This is a genomic window from Actinacidiphila sp. bgisy160 (assembly GCF_965342435.1).
In the GTDB taxonomy this organism is placed as follows: Bacteria; Actinomycetota; Actinomycetes; order Streptomycetales; family Streptomycetaceae; genus Actinacidiphila.
Genome location: NZ_CBDRCM010000054.1, coordinates 19,521 through 33,186 on the forward strand (window position 1 = coordinate 19,521; position 13,666 = coordinate 33,186).

Genomic DNA, 13,666 nt, shown 5'->3' on the forward strand with positions numbered 1-13,666 from the left:
CCCTCACGCAGTGGGGTCGGCCACCCGGCGGCGAGGGGACCGCCGGCGAGGCACTAGGCTGGAGTGCTGTGTCCTCGTCCTTCGCCGCCGCGCGAGAAACCAGCCCGATACCCGGCGGGACGCCGCCCGCCTCGCTGAGCGGACGCGAACCGCACGTCCCGGCGGACCGGCTGGTGGCGGAGATGGTGCCGCCACCGCGCTTCGACTCCGTACGGTTCGAGAACTACCTCCCGGACCCGAAGCAGCCCAGCCAGGCCCAGGCCGTCGGCGCGCTGCGGGTTTTCGCGGAGGGGCTGGGCACCCCCGCCGACGGCGGGCGCAAGCGCTGGTTCCGGCGCCAGGCCGTACCGGCCGTACCGGCCGGCCCCGGCGGGGTCTACCTCGACGGGGGCTACGGCGTCGGCAAGACCCACCTGCTCGCCTCGCTGTGGCACGCCACGCCCGCGCCGCGCGAGCAGAAGGCCTTCGGGACCTTCGTGGAGCTGACCAACCTCGTCGGCGCCCTCGGCTTCCAGCAGGCCGTGCAGGTACTCAGCGGGCATCGGCTGGTCTGCATCGACGAGTTCGAGCTCGACGACCCCGGCGACACCGTGCTCGTCTCGACCCTGCTGGGCAAGCTGGCCGACGCGGGCGTGAAGCTGGCAGCGACCTCCAACACCCTGCCCGGCAAGCTCGGCGAGGGCCGGTTCGCCGCCGCCGACTTCATGCGCGAGATCCAGGGCCTGTCCGCCCGCTTCCGTTCGCTGCGCATCGACGGCGAGGACTACCGTCACCGCGGCCTCCCCGAGGCCCCGGCACCGTACGCCGACGACGAGGTCACCGCCGCCGCGGGCCGCACTCCCGGCGCCTTTCTGGACGACTTCGGTGCCCTCCTCGCCCACCTCGCCCGGGTCCACCCCAGCCGCTACGGGGCGCTCTGCGACGGCGTCGAGGCGGTCTTCCTGCGCGGCGTGCGTCCCGTGGAGGACCAGGCCACCGCGCTGCGCCTGGTCGTCCTGGCCGACCGGCTCTACGACCGCGAGGTCCCCGTGATGGCCTCCGGCGAGCCCTTCGACCGTATCTTCAGCGAGGAGATGCTCGCCGGCGGCTACCGCAAGAAGTACTTCCGGGCGATCTCCCGCCTCACCGCCCTCGCCCGCGACGCCAAGCGCCTCGCCACCCCGGACGGTTCCTGACCCGCGCTCCCGGCGGCGCCCGGGGCGGGGTGCCGTGTTCCCACCTGCCCGGAGCCGTGCTAGACACACTCGGGTCAATCGCCTGTCCGCCAGCAGGGAGAGTGACCCATGTCCGTGACCAGACGTCAGATCATCGCGACGACCGGAGCGTTGGGCGCCGGGATCGCCTTCGCCGGGAGCGTCGGAGAAGTGTTCGCCGGCACGGCGTTCGCCTCGGGGGCCGGTGGATACGGCCCCCTCGTACCCGATCCCGACGGCCTCCTCGACCTTCCCCGCGGGTTCCGCTACCGCGTGCTGTCCCGTCAGGGCGACCCACTGCGCTCCGGCGAGGGCCCCGTGCCGGGGAACTTCGACGGCATGGCCGCGTTCCCCGCCCGCCGCGGCGGCGGGGTCCACCTGGTCCGCAACCACGAGAACCGCGTCACCGCCACCGCTCCCGTCCCCCTGGTCGACGGGCTGGTCTACGACCCCGGGGCCAAGGGCGGCTGCACCGTCCTCGCGCTCGACCGGGGCGGCGCGGTCACCTCGGAACGGGTGGCCGTCGCGGGCACCGCCGTGAACTGCGCGGGCGGCCCGACCCCCTGGCGCACCTGGCTGACCTGCGAGGAGACCGAGGACAAGGCCGGTACCGGCGGCTACGCCAAGGACCACGGCTTCATCTTCGAGGTCGACCCCCACGACCCGCGGAGCACGGGCGCCGAGCCGCTCACGGCCATGGGCCGCTTCCAGCACGAGGCCATCGCCGTCGACCCCCGCGACGGGACGGTGTACGAGACGGAGGACGCCTTCCAGGCACCCTTCGGCATGTTCTACCGCTTCCACCCCCGCAAGCCCCTCGGCGGTCGCGGCTCCCTGCGGGCCGGCGGCACCCTGGAGGCCATGCGCGTACCGGGCGTGCCCGACCTGTCGGCGGTGCAGGAGACCGGGGCCTGCTTCGACGGGATCGAATGGGTGCGCGTGCCCGATCCCCTGGCGAAGGAGACCCCGCTGCGGCTGCAGGACTTCGGCCCCCGCGGGATCACGCACGCCCAGAAATTGGAGGGCTGCTACTGGGGCGGCACCAGCGTCTACTTCGTCTCCAGCTTCGCGCGTGCCGCCGAGGGCTCGGCGGCCACCCACTTCGGCCAGGTCTGGCGGTACGACCCGGCCAGGCGGCGGCTGACCCTCGTCGTGGTCTTCGGGCCCGCGACCGACGTGCGGTTGCCGGGTGAGTCCCCGGACAACATCGCCCTCGCCCCGCAGGGCGGCCTGATGGTCTGCGAGGACGGCGAGGGGGCCCAGCACGTCTTCGGCGTCACCCGGCGCGGCGAGGTCTACGCGATGGCCCGCGGGCGCCAGAACATCGGCACCGCCGACGCTCCCGAATGGGGCGAGTTCGCCGGAGTCACCTTCGCGCCGGACGGCCGGACCATGTACGTCAACTGCTACAACCCGGGCACCACCTTCGCCGTCACGGGCCCCTGGGGCCGCGCTGGCGGACACGGCTGATCCGTCGCACCATCGGATCAACCGCTCGGGCGTCCGGGGGGCCGTCGTCACGGAGGGAGGCGCGGTGACGAGGAACAGCCCGAAGGCCGGATCCGGCAGCACGCCCGGGCTGCGTGCGAAGCTGCGGGTCCCGTCGGGCGGCGGCCCCGTGCGGCTGCGCTCGTACGACCCGCGTGCCACGCCGGGCGGTCCGGCGGGGAAGGCCGAGGCGCTGGCGTGCGTGCCCTACGTACGGGACCGGATCACGGCGTTGCAGGAGCGGCTCTTCGCGCAGAGCACGGCGGGCGACCCGCGTTCCGTCCTCGTCGTACTCCAGGGCATGGACACCTCGGGCAAGGGCGGCTCGGTGCGGCACCTCGCGAGTCTGCTCGACCCCGCGGGCTGCCGCATCACCGCCTTCAAGGCCCCGACGGCCGAGGAGAAGGCCCACCACTTCCTGTGGCGCGTGGAGCGCGCCCTGCCCGGTCCCGGGCGGATAGGTGTCTTCGACCGCTCCCACTACGAGGACGTCCTCGTTCCGCGGGTCCGGGGCCGGGCGCCGCGCTGGGTGTGGCAGGAGCGCTGCGAGACGATCAACTCCTTCGAGGCCTCGCTGGCCGACGACGGCGTCAGCGTCGTCAAGGTCTTCCTGCACATCAGCCGCGACGAGCAGCGGACCCGCCTGCTGGCCCGGCTGGACAACCCCTGCAAGCACTGGAAGTTCGGCCCCGACGACCTGGAGGACCGGGCGCTGTGGCCCTCCTTCCAGGAGGCCTACGAGGACGTGCTCGGCAGCTGCTCCACCGAGACCGCGCCCTGGTACGTCGTCCCCGCCGACCGCAAGTGGTACCGGAACTGGGCCGTCGGCCGGCTGCTGATGGAGCACCTGGAACTGGTGGACCCGGTGTGCCCGCCCGCGTCCTTCGACGTCGAGGCCGCCCGCAGGCGACTGCTCGAGGACTGACCGCCCGCCGGGCGGCTCAGCCGCTGCAGGCGGTGCGCTGGGCCTCGTGCCAGGCGCAGACCGGGCAGAGGGTCGCACCCGGCTGCGAGTCGGGGTACTCGGTCGGGTCGCCGCAGTGGACGCAGATCGCGCGGGGCTCGTCGTCGGTCGTCACCCCGTCAGGGTAGTCAGCGCTCACGGAGTACCGCGACCGAGTGGCCGGGCAGGTGGAGGCAGCCGGTGTCGGTGGGTGGCGGGCAGGGACGCCAGGCGGCGACCGGGACGTAGCCCGGCGGGTCGGCGCGGCCCGGGTGGTGGAGGGGGATCAGCGTTTCCTCGGGGGAGAAGTTGACGGCGATCCGGAAGCGCCCGCGGTCCAGCCGCAGGGTGTGCCCGCCCACGGTGACGTGGACGGCGTCCAGGGCCGGGTCGGTCAGTTCGGGCTCGGCGTGGCGCAGCGCGATCAGCCGCCGGTACCAGGCCAGCAGTTCCGCGTGGGGCTCCCGGGCCGGTTCCGACCAGTCCAGGCAGGAGCGCAGCCGGGTCGCCGGGTCCTGGGGGTCGGGGATGTCCTCGGCCTTCCAGCCGTGTTCGGCGAACTCGCGGCGGCGGCCCCGGGTGATGGCGGCGGCGAGCTCGCGGTCGTCGTGGTCGGTGAAGAACTGCCAGGGCGTGCGGGCGCCCCACTCCTCGCCCATGAAGAGCATCGGCGTGTACGGGGAGGTGAGGACGAGCGCGGCGGCCGCGGCGAGCAGCCCCGGGGGGACGCCGGCGCCGAGCCGGTCGCCGGTGGCGCGGTTGCCGATCTGGTCGTGGGTCTGGGTGTAGGCGAGGAAGCGGTGGCCCGGGGTGGTCGTCAGGTCGACGGGGCGGCCGTGGGCGCGGCCCCGGAAGCCGGAGTGGGTGCCGTCGTGGAAGAAGACCCGGCGCAGTGCCTTGGCCACAGCGGTCAAGGGGGAGACGGCGAAGTCCGCGTAGTACGCGTGGGACTCGCCGGTGACGGCGGTGTGCAGGGCGTGGTGGAAGTCGTCGTTCCACTGGGCGTGCACACCCAGGCCGCCGGCCTCGCGCGGGTCGGTGGTGCGCGGGTCGTTGCGGTCGGACTCGGCGATCAGGAAGAGCGGGCGGCCGACGGAGGCAGCCAGCGCGTCGACGGCGGTGGACAGCTCCTCGAGCAGGTGCACCGCGCGGGTGTCGACGAGGGCGTGGACGGCGTCGAGCCGCAGCCCGTCGAGGCGGTAGTCGCGCAGCCAGGCCAGGGCGCTGCCGACGAGGAAGTCGCGCACCTCGTCGGAGCCGGGGGCGTCGAGGTTCACGGCGTCGCCCCACGGGGTGTGGTGGCGGTCGGTGAAGTACGGGCCGAAGGCGGGCAGGTGGTTGCCCGAGGGCCCGAGGTGGTTGTGGACGACGTCCAGCACCACCCCGAGCCCGTGGCCGTGCGCGGCGTCCACGAAGCGCTTGAGCCCGTCCGGGCCGCCGTAGGGCTCGTGGACCGCCCACAGCGACACGCCCTCGTACCCCCAGCCGTGCGTGCCGGGGAACGGGCAGACCGGCATCAGCTCGACGTGCGTGATCCCCAACCCGGCCAGGTGGGGCAGGTGCTCGATCGCCGCGTCGAAGGTGCCGACGGTGGTGAAGGTGCCGACGTGCAGCTCGTAGAGGATCGCGCCCGGCAGCGGGCGGCCCGCCCACTCGTGGGCCCAGGCGAACCGGTCGTGGTCGACGACCGCGCTCGGTCCCTCGGGCCCGTCGGGCTGGCGGCGGGAGCGGGGGTCGGGCCGTGGCGGGCCCTCGTCCAGCGCGAAGGAGTAGCGCGAACCGTGCCCGGCGGGCACGTCCGCGTACCACCAGCCGCGCCGTTCGGGGTCGCGCTCCATGTCGTGAGCCCGGCCGTCGACCCGTACCTCCACCTCACCGGCGTCCGGTGCCCACACGTCGAAGCGCATGGGCACCATGCTGCCCGGCGTCCGGGGGGTCACACCAGGTTGACGCGCTCCTGGCTCACCGGATATCCCGCCTTGGCGAAGTGCGCCGCCATCGGCGCATTGCCCTGGTCGGTCGCGGCGGCGATTTCCGTCGCGCCGTGTCCGACCAGGTCGTGCGTGCACTCCAGCAGCAGGTCGTACGCGTAGCCGTGCCCGCGCTGCTCCGGCAGGACACCGATGAAGCCGACGCAGAACGCACCCGGATTGCGTCCCGGCACCTGGATGCCGGCGAGCTGGCCCTGCGGGGTGTACGCCAGCCGCCACCACTCGCGCGGCGACTGGAGCCAGTTGAGGAACTCCAGCTCCTCGCGGGCGGCCGCGTCCGGGCCGTGCAGCCGGACCATACGGCGGGTGTGGGCGTCGAGACTGCCGGCCCCGATGCGCTTCAGCACGTCCAGGATCACCGCGTCGTCCGGCTCGGGCCGGTACTCCAGGCGTCCGGTGCGTTCGGGCAGCCCGCACTCGGGGGTCCAGGTGTAGCGGTAGCGCTCGACGAGCAGCTCCATTCCGGAGACGATCGCCGCGTCGATGCGGGCCTGGGCGGCCTCGCGGACCTCGGGCCGGTCCCGCCAGCCGGGCGGCAGCAGCAGTTCGTACTCGGCCTTCAGCGGTGCCGCCCGCAGCAGCCGCACGGCGGCGTCGGCGTCGGTGAAGTCGAACCAGTCCAGGGCCACGGGTGCGTCGTCCGTCGACGCGCCCCACCAGGCCGCGCGGGCGACCACGACGCCGTCGCGCAGGGCCACCCAGCTCCAGTCGGGGCGGTACTCGCCGCCCTCGTCGGTCAGGGCGAACGTGTGGCCCAGCAAGGACCGGCCCACCAGGCCGGCGTCCTCGGTGGCCAGGGAACGGAAGAGGTGCGATTCGCCCGCGACGAGCGGGCGGAAGACCAGATCGGTCATGAAGGTGAAGTCCTCACGGGAGAGCGGAGCGCTCCCGGTCAGACGGGGTACGCCCTGCGGACAACGGGGCGGGAGCGCGAAAGGGCGAACGTGTTCATGGCTTCCGCCTCCTTCCTCGGTCCAGGGCGTGCGCCCACCTTAGCCATCCCGTTTCTGCGGCGTCCACACAATTGACCCCGCCGCCCCACGTGCCGCACCTTCTGGACACCCCGGCCTCCCCGGCCCGACAATCACGCAGGTGAGCTACGAGTTCCCGACGCACCCGCCGCGTCCCACCGACGCCGAACGCGAGCGCGCCATCGAGGTACTTCGCGAGGGTGCCGTCGACGGACGACTGTCGCACGACACCTTCGTGCGCCGCATGGGACTCGCGCTCAAGGCCCGCCACTCCGAGGAGTTGGCCGCCCTCATCGCGGACCTGCCGCCCTCGCAGGGTCGTTGGGCCCGGCTGACCGGCTCGATCGTCCGCGCCGTCACCAAGACGTCGGCCTTCCGCGCCCGGATGCGGCAGGCCTGGGCCGTCCAGCAACTGCCGCCCCTGCTGCTTCCCGCTCCCGGTCCCTTCCCGGTGCGGATCGGCCGGGACCTGTCGTGCACCTTCCGGCTCAGCCACTCCTCGACGTCGCGTTTCCACGCCGAGCTGAGCCACGAGGGCGGGCTGTGGGTCCTGCGCGACCTGGGCTCGATGAACGGCACCTGGGTCAACGGCCACCGCGTCATGGGTGCCGCCGCCGTCCGCCCCGGTGACCAGGTCACCTTCGGCGCGATGAGCTTCCGCCTCACCACTGCCTGAGGCCGCGCCGGGGCTCAGGACCGGAACAGCGGTTCGTACGGCTGGTGGTCGTCGTCGTCCACGTACGGCAGGAAGCCCGGCGCCGTACGCGCCGCGGTCGCCCGCAGCCGGGCGACGACCTTCTCCACCGCAGGGAGCGTCAGCCCGAGGGCCGCCGCCAGCTCCGCGCGCTCCCGGTCCAGGTCCGGGTGGTCCTCGCGCACCTCGGCGGCCAGTTCCTCCAGGGGGAGTCCCGAGTTTACGTCGTGCCACCACATCGGGCAGGAGACGACCAGCTCCACCGCCTCCGGCAGGTCCGCGCCGATCAGCGCCGCCCGCCCCTCGGAGTCCGCGTAGACCACGGGCCGCTCGGCGTCTCCGGGCTCACCGCACAGGAAGAAGGTGCCGCCGGCGCCGTCGCCGGCTATGGGCCGCATCGTCAGGCCCGAGGGCAGGCGCACGTCCTCGACCGGGTCGCGGCGGGTGATGTCGAAGTCACCGGGCCAGGCGAGGCGCTGTGCCGCGACCGGGTCGTTCTCGATGCGGGCGAGAAGGGCTTCCGAGGCGTCCATGGCAGGACGCTAACAGCGGGGTCCGACAATCCGTCCCGCGTCGCTCAGGCGGTCCGGGACCGCGGCGCCGGCTCCCGGCCGCCCGCGAGGCGCAGGACCTGCCCGCGGCACGGCGGCGGCACCTCGTCGGCGGTCGCGAAGCGCGCCGCCCCCGCGCCGCCCGGGATCCTCGTATCGGATGTCGTCCGCCCGCCGGGAGCTCACTCGTCCACGTCGCGCACCAGCAGACCCACCGGCAGCCGGTCCAGCAGCTCCGCCAGCGGCACCACGGCCTGGAACGGGCGGCCCGTCAGCACCTCCGTCCAGACCCCCTCCGGCAGCACCAGTTCCGAGCCGCGCCATCCCCCCGCGTCCGCGAGCCGCCGGGACAGCCGGGTGACGACGGTGAGCGCCCGCCCGCCGCGGACGAAGGCCACGCAGTGCTCCCCGGCCGGGCCGCGCGCGTACAGGGGTTCGTACGAGGCCTCCGGGCCGGTGAACCACTGCGGGCGCGCCCGGCGCAGGCGCAGCGCGAACTCCGTCACCCGCCGCTTCTCGCTCACCTCGCCCCCGGCCGTGCCCGGATCGTACGGACGGCGGTTGGCGGGGTCGACGAGCAGCAGCTGCCGTTCCTCGTCGCCCTGGTAGAGGTCGGGCACGCCCGGCATGGTGAGGTGCGCCAGGTGGGCGCCGAGCGCATTGACGCGTTCGGGCCCGCGCAGGGCGCGGTCGACGCGCTCGGTGGCGAAGGCCGCCGGGCCGCCCACCAGTTCGCGGACGAAGCCGGTCATCTCCTGCTCGTACTCCGGCCGCTGGTCGGTCCACGAGGTGCGCAGGCCCGCCTCGCGCTCCGACTTGAGCATGGTGGCGGCCACGAGCCCGGCCGCGCCGGGGTCGCAGAAGACCACCGCGTACTGCCAGGCCTGGTACTCCACATGACGTTCCGGCAGCGGGATCCCGCGGTGCTCCAGATACGCCCGCAGGTCCGCCGAGACCGCGCCCAGCCATTCGGCCCACTCGCCGGGCAGCTCGCTCAGCGCGGCGAGCCGGGCGCGCACGTCGGCGCTGCGCTTGGTGTCATGGGTGGAGCGCACGGTCCCGGTGAGCGGCCAGTCGCGCCGCAGCCGCTCGCAGAAGGCGTGGAACTCCTCGGGCGAGGTGGCGGGGCGGTCCGGGTCCCGGCCGACCTCGTTGAGGCAGAGCAGCGGGTGGTAGCGGTAGAAGGCGGTGTCCTCGGCGGACTTGGCGCGCAGTGCCGAGGAGACCTGGGCGAAGCGCACCGTGAAGTCCGCCGCGGCCTCCCCGCCGCCCCGGTGGCGGCCCAGGGCCAGGTCGCGGACCGTCTCGGCCGCCGGGTGCCCGGTGGCGCCCGCCGCGGCTTCCAGCAGGGCGGTGTCCTCCGCGTCCGCGGGCTCGCCGGGGACGACGTACGGGCGGTAGCGCGGCAGCCGGACGAGCGTCGCCTCGATCGCCTCGCGCAGCACGGTGTGCTCCAGCCCGGTGGCCCGGACGGCGGAGCGGGTCAGCCGGTCCACCTCGGCGGCCAGGTCGTGCGTGACGATGCGTTCGGCGGCGGCCCGAACGGTCGGCTGCCACTCGCCGCCCGCTTCGGCGGGGGCGGCGGTGAAGGCGCGGTAGAAGCGGGTGATCTCCTCGACGCCCGCCGGGTCGGTGAAGAGCCCGTCGAGCCGGTCCAGGGCGTCGTAGCCGGTCGTGCCGGAGCAGGCCCAGCCGGCCGGCAGCCGTTCGTCGCCGGTGAGGATCTTCTCCACGACCGTCCAACGGCCGCCGGAGGCGTCCGCGAGCCGCCGCAGGTAGCCGGCGGGGTCGGCGAGGCCGTCCGGGTGGTCGATGCGCAGGCCGTCGGCGACGCCCTCGTCCAGCAGGCGCAGCAGGGTGGCGTGGGTGGCGGAGAAGACCTCGTCGTCCTCGACGCGGACCGCGATGAGGTCGGAGATGGTGAAGAACCGCCGGTAGTTCAGCTCGGTGCGGGCCTGCCGCCACCAGGCGAGCCGGTACCACTGGGCGTCGACCAGCGCGCGCAGCGGCAGCTCCTCGGTGCCCGCGCGCAGCGGGAAGGCGTGGTCGTGGTAGCGCAGCACCCGCTCCCCGGCGGCCCGGTCGCGCTCGACGCGCAGGTCGTGCAGCACCTCCTCCAGCGGGCCGCCCAGCACCGGCAGCAGCAGCCGGTCGCCCTGCGCCGCCCAGTCGACGTCGAACCAGCGCGCGTACGGGGACCCCGGCCCGTCCCGCAGCACCTCCCACAGCGGCCGGGCCAGGTGCTCGGGCGCCGGCACGGCCATGTGGTTGGGCACCACGTCCAGGACGAGCCCGAGGCCGTGCGCGCGGGCGGTGCGCGCCAGCGCCCGCAGCCCCTTCTCGCCGCCGAGCTCCTCGCGCACCCGGGTGTGGTCGACGACGTCGTAGCCGTGCGTGGACCCGGGCACGGCCTGCAGCACGGGGGAGAGGTGCAGGTGGGAGACGCCGAGCGTCGCCAGATGGGGGACCACGGCCTCGGCCGCGGCGAACGGGAAGTCGGGCTGGAGCTGCAGCCGGTAGGTGGCGATCGGCACGGAGGGGACGACAGCGGTCGGCGGGGTCGCGGCGCTTTCTGTCATGGAGGACTGACTACCCCGCCGACCGGTACGCCCATCACATCGGGCGGACGGTTACGCCGGGCGCTGCAGGACCACCATGCTCCGGTCGGCCAGCCGCAGCCGGTCGCCCTGGGTCACCTTGCGGCCCGAGCCGGGGGCCACCCCCTCCGGGCGCTGGGTGTCCACGACCACCTGCCACTCCTTGCCGTGGTTGACCGGGACCACGAAGTCCAGCGGCTCGTACCAGGCGTTGAACATCAGCAGGAAGGAGTCGTCGGCGATCCGCTCCCCGCGGTCGCCGGGCTCTGAGATGGCGCTGCCGTTGAGGAAGACCACCAGGGCGTTGGCCTGTGCCTCCTCCCAGTCGTCCTGGATCATCTCCTCACCCTCAGGGGTGAACCAGGCGATGTCCGAGAGCTCGTCGTGCGTCCCCTCGACCGGCCGGCCGTGGAAGAAGCGGCGGCGCCGGAAGACGGGGTGGTCGCGGCGGAGCCACACCATCTGGCGGGTGAAGTCGTGCAGCCGCTCGGTCTCCGCGTCGCCCTCCTTGGGCCACGGCACCCAGGCGAGCTCGTTGTCCTGGCAGTAGGCGTTGTTGTTGCCCCGCTGGGTGCGGCCGAACTCGTCGCCGTGGGCGAGCATGGGCACGCCCTGGGAGAGCATCAGGGTGGCGATGAAGTTGCGCATCTGGCGCTCGCGCAGGGCGAGCACCTCCTCGTCCTCGGTCTCACCCTCGGCGCCGCAGTTCCACGAGCGGTTGTGGCTCTCGCCGTCCCGGTTGTTCTCGCCGTTGGCCTCGTTGTGCTTGTCGTTGTACGACACCAGGTCGCGCAGGGTGAAGCCGTCGTGGCAGGTCACGAAGTTGATGGAGGCGAGCGGCCGGCGGCCGTCGTCCTGGTAGAGGTCGGAGGAGCCGGTCAGCCGGGAGCCGAACTCGGCCAGTGTGGCCGGTTCGCCGCGCCACAGGTCGCGCACCGTGTCGCGGAACTTGCCGTTCCACTCCGTCCACAGCGGCGGGAAGTTGCCCACCTGGTAGCCGCCCTCGCCGACGTCCCAGGGCTCGGCGATCAGTTTCACCTGGCTGACCACCGGGTCCTGCTGCACGAGGTCGAAGAACGAGGACAGCCGGTCCACCTCGTGGAACTGCCGGGCCAGGGTCGCGGCGAGGTCGAAGCGGAAGCCGTCGACGTGCATCTCGGTGACCCAGTAGCGCAGCGAGTCCATGATCATCTGCAGCACGTGGGGGCTGCGCATCAGCAGCGAGTTCCCCGTGCCGGTGGTGTCCGTGTAGTAGCGCGGGTCCTCGGCCAGCCGGTAGTACGAGGCGTTGTCGATGCCCCGGAAGCACAGCGTCGGCCCCAGGTGGCTGCCCTCGGCCGTGTGGTTGTACACCACGTCGAGGATCACCTCGATGCCCGCCCGGTGCAACTCGCGTACCGCCGTCTTGAACTCCAGCACCTGCTGGCCGCGGTCGCCCATCGAGGCGTAGGCGTTGTGCGGGGCGAAGAAGCCGATCGTGTTGTAGCCCCAGTAGTTGCGCATCCCCGCGTCCACCAGGCGGTGGTCGTGGACGAACTGGTGGACCGGCATCAGCTCCAGCGTCGTGACGCCCAGCTCCGTCAGGTGCGAGATCACCGCGGGGTGGGCGAGCGCCGCATAGGTGCCGCGGATCTCCTCCGGGAGTTCCGGGTGGAGCATCGTCAGGCCCCTGACGTGGGCCTCGTAGATGACCGTGCGGTGGTAGTCGATGCGGGGGCTGCGGTCCTCCGCCCAGTCGAAGTACGGGTTCACCACCACCGAGGTCATGGTGTGCGGCGCGGAGTCCAGGTCGTTGCGGGACTCGGGCTCCCCGAAGTGGTAGCCGTACACCGCCTCGTCCCAGTCGATCGTCCCGCTCATCGCCTTCGCGTACGGGTCCAGCAGCAGTTTCGCGGAGTTGCAGCGGTGGCCCCGGGTCGGCTCGTGGGGGCCGTGGACCCGGAAGCCGTAGCGCTGACCGGGCATGATGCCCGGGACGTACGCGTGACGGACGAATGCGTCCGCCTCGCGCAGCTCGACGGCGGTCTCCGAGCCGTCGTCGTGCAGCAGACACAGCTCGACGCGTTCCGCGGCCTCCGAGAAGACCGCGAAGTTGGTGCCGGCGCCGTCGTACGTGGCGCCGAGGGGATATGCCTGACCCGGCCAGACCTGCATGTCGTCGACTCTTCCACTTGTCCGCCGGGCGCCGGTAGGCCGCACCCCGGTCACGTCGGTGCCGAAAGGGCATCGTCACGCAAACAGGCCCCCCCGGGCATGGAATCGCCAAGATCTTCCCCGTTACGGGTGTCCCAATTCCCCTGCCTGCCGCAAGAATCCACCGTCCCGGGGCAACCTGTGCCGTCGAGGTCGCATCAGAACGGGTGACAGTACGACACAGGGGAGACCTACGTGACAGATCAGGGGGAAGGCCGTTCCTTACCGCGAAAGGGAGGGCTCGGGCGCGGATTCAGGCGCGCCCTGTGGGGCGGCGGCACAGCCGTCGTCGCCACCGCCGTGATGATCGGCATCACCTTGCCGCGTGACGCCTCCGGCGACGACCACTCCACGACGGGCGGCCCCGCCGCCGCGTCGGGAGCGCCGGGGCAGCAGGACGCGGACAGCGGTGAAATGACCGAGAACGACGCGCCCGAGGGCGCACGCCAGAGCGGTCGTGGGCCTCTGACCAAGGCCGAGGTCGACCGGGCGAAGTCCATGGCCCTGCGCCGCGACGCGCTGCGCAGCGCGCAGGACGTGGATGGAGGGCACGGCCCGGAGTACCTCGACACCGACCTCGCCGAACCGGCCGACGCCACGGGGGCGCCGACCGACCGGGACCGCCGGGTCGAGGTCCTCTTCTACGACTACGGGCACGACCGGCTGGTGAAGAAGACCGTCAACCTCACCTCCGGCACCGTCGAGCGCACCGACACCGCCACCGGCATGCAGCCACCGCCCTCGAACGACGAGACGCGGGAAGCGGCGGCACTGCTCATCCGGGACGCTCTCGGCAAGGGCCTCCGCGCCGACTTCACGGCCGCCACCAAGGGCCGCGCGCTCACCTCGCCCGACCAGCTGCGACTGCGCGGCATCTCGTTCAACACCGCCGAGCAGACCGCCCCGGCCGGTTTGGCCAAGTGCGGTCAGCACCGGTGCGTACGGCTGTTCACGCAGGTGAAGGACGGGCCGTGGATCGACACGACCCATCTCGTCGTCGACCTCAGCGACCGCACCGTCGGCCGGATCCACTAAGAGCGGAGAC

General features: G+C 73.2%; 11 protein-coding genes. 5 read left to right on the plus strand and 6 right to left on the minus strand.

Annotated features, from left to right (window positions below; all coding sequences use genetic code 11):
- Nucleotides 1-68: 68 nt before the first annotated feature.
- The 3 genes from zapE (at nt 69) to ACRWNP_RS30285 (ending at nt 3,606) form a co-directional block, all read left to right on the plus strand.
- A complete protein-coding gene (zapE, locus tag ACRWNP_RS30275) occupies nt 69-1,175 on the plus strand; it encodes a cell division protein ZapE (protein WP_431966958.1) in 1,107 nt (368 codons plus the stop codon).
- A gap of 108 nt (nt 1,176-1,283) precedes the next feature.
- Nucleotides 1,284-2,663 (plus strand): alkaline phosphatase PhoX, encoded by a 1,380-nt coding sequence (locus tag ACRWNP_RS30280; RefSeq protein ID WP_431966960.1) that lies wholly within the window; start codon nt 1,284-1,286, stop codon nt 2,661-2,663.
- Between the two features lie 64 nt (nt 2,664-2,727).
- On the plus strand, nt 2,728-3,606 hold the full coding sequence (locus ACRWNP_RS30285) for a PPK2 family polyphosphate kinase (RefSeq protein WP_431966962.1): 879 nt from the start codon (nt 2,728-2,730) through the stop codon (nt 3,604-3,606).
- A 16-nt stretch (nt 3,607-3,622) separates the two neighbouring features.
- On the opposite strand, the gene ACRWNP_RS30290 is transcribed toward ACRWNP_RS30285, so the two are convergent.
- The 3 genes from ACRWNP_RS30290 to ACRWNP_RS30300 are packed head-to-tail and all read right to left on the minus strand — an operon-like array spanning nt 3,623 to nt 6,469.
- Nucleotides 3,623-3,760, minus strand: coding sequence for a hypothetical protein (locus ACRWNP_RS30290; protein WP_431967014.1), 138 nt, complete (start codon nt 3,758-3,760; stop codon nt 3,623-3,625).
- A 13-nt stretch (nt 3,761-3,773) separates the two neighbouring features.
- Nucleotides 3,774-5,531 (minus strand): malto-oligosyltrehalose trehalohydrolase, encoded by a 1,758-nt coding sequence (gene treZ / locus ACRWNP_RS30295; RefSeq protein WP_431966964.1) that lies wholly within the window; start codon nt 5,529-5,531, stop codon nt 3,774-3,776.
- Nucleotides 5,532-5,560: 29 nt separating this feature from the next.
- Nucleotides 5,561-6,469, minus strand: coding sequence for a GNAT family N-acetyltransferase (locus ACRWNP_RS30300; protein WP_431966966.1), 909 nt, complete (start codon nt 6,467-6,469; stop codon nt 5,561-5,563).
- Between the two features lie 238 nt (nt 6,470-6,707).
- Between ACRWNP_RS30300 and ACRWNP_RS30305 the strand changes: the two genes are divergently transcribed.
- Complete coding sequence (locus ACRWNP_RS30305; protein ID WP_431966968.1) at nt 6,708-7,262, plus strand: FHA domain-containing protein; 555 nt, start codon at nt 6,708-6,710, stop codon at nt 7,260-7,262.
- A 14-nt stretch (nt 7,263-7,276) separates the two neighbouring features.
- Here ACRWNP_RS30305 and ACRWNP_RS30310 read toward each other — a convergent pair whose 3' ends face one another.
- From ACRWNP_RS30310 to glgX, 3 genes are all read right to left on the minus strand, one after another.
- Entirely contained in the window at nt 7,277-7,813 is a 537-nt protein-coding gene (locus ACRWNP_RS30310) for a hypothetical protein (protein ID WP_431966970.1), read from the minus strand.
- A 200-nt stretch (nt 7,814-8,013) separates the two neighbouring features.
- Nucleotides 8,014-10,410 (minus strand): malto-oligosyltrehalose synthase, encoded by a 2,397-nt coding sequence (gene treY, locus ACRWNP_RS30315; protein ID WP_431966972.1) that lies wholly within the window; start codon nt 10,408-10,410, stop codon nt 8,014-8,016.
- A gap of 51 nt (nt 10,411-10,461) precedes the next feature.
- Nucleotides 10,462-12,582 (minus strand): glycogen debranching protein GlgX, encoded by a 2,121-nt coding sequence (gene glgX / locus ACRWNP_RS30320; protein ID WP_431966974.1) that lies wholly within the window; start codon nt 12,580-12,582, stop codon nt 10,462-10,464.
- Nucleotides 12,583-12,816: 234 nt separating this feature from the next.
- On the opposite strand from glgX, the gene ACRWNP_RS30325 reads away from it, so the two are divergent.
- Nucleotides 12,817-13,656, plus strand: coding sequence for a Tat pathway signal sequence domain protein (locus tag ACRWNP_RS30325; RefSeq protein WP_431966976.1), 840 nt, complete (start codon nt 12,817-12,819; stop codon nt 13,654-13,656).
- The last annotated feature ends 10 nt before the right edge of the window (nt 13,657-13,666 follow it).

Bases quoted from the DNA above. Each gene is read 5' to 3' on its own strand.
- ACRWNP_RS30280 (WP_431966960.1), top strand. From the start codon at position 1,284: ATGTCCGTGACCAGACGTCAGATCATCGCGACGACCGGAGCGTTGGGC.
- treZ (WP_431966964.1), bottom strand. From the start codon at position 5,531: ATGCGCTTCGACGTGTGGGCACCGGACGCCGGTGAGGTGGAGGTACGG.
- ACRWNP_RS30300 (WP_431966966.1), bottom strand. From the start codon at position 6,469: ATGACCGATCTGGTCTTCCGCCCGCTCGTCGCGGGCGAATCGCACCTC.
- ACRWNP_RS30310 (WP_431966970.1), bottom strand. From the start codon at position 7,813: ATGGACGCCTCGGAAGCCCTTCTCGCCCGCATCGAGAACGACCCGGTC.
- treY (WP_431966972.1), bottom strand. From the start codon at position 10,410: ATGACAGAAAGCGCCGCGACCCCGCCGACCGCTGTCGTCCCCTCCGTG.
- glgX (WP_431966974.1), bottom strand. From the start codon at position 12,582: ATGCAGGTCTGGCCGGGTCAGGCATATCCCCTCGGCGCCACGTACGAC.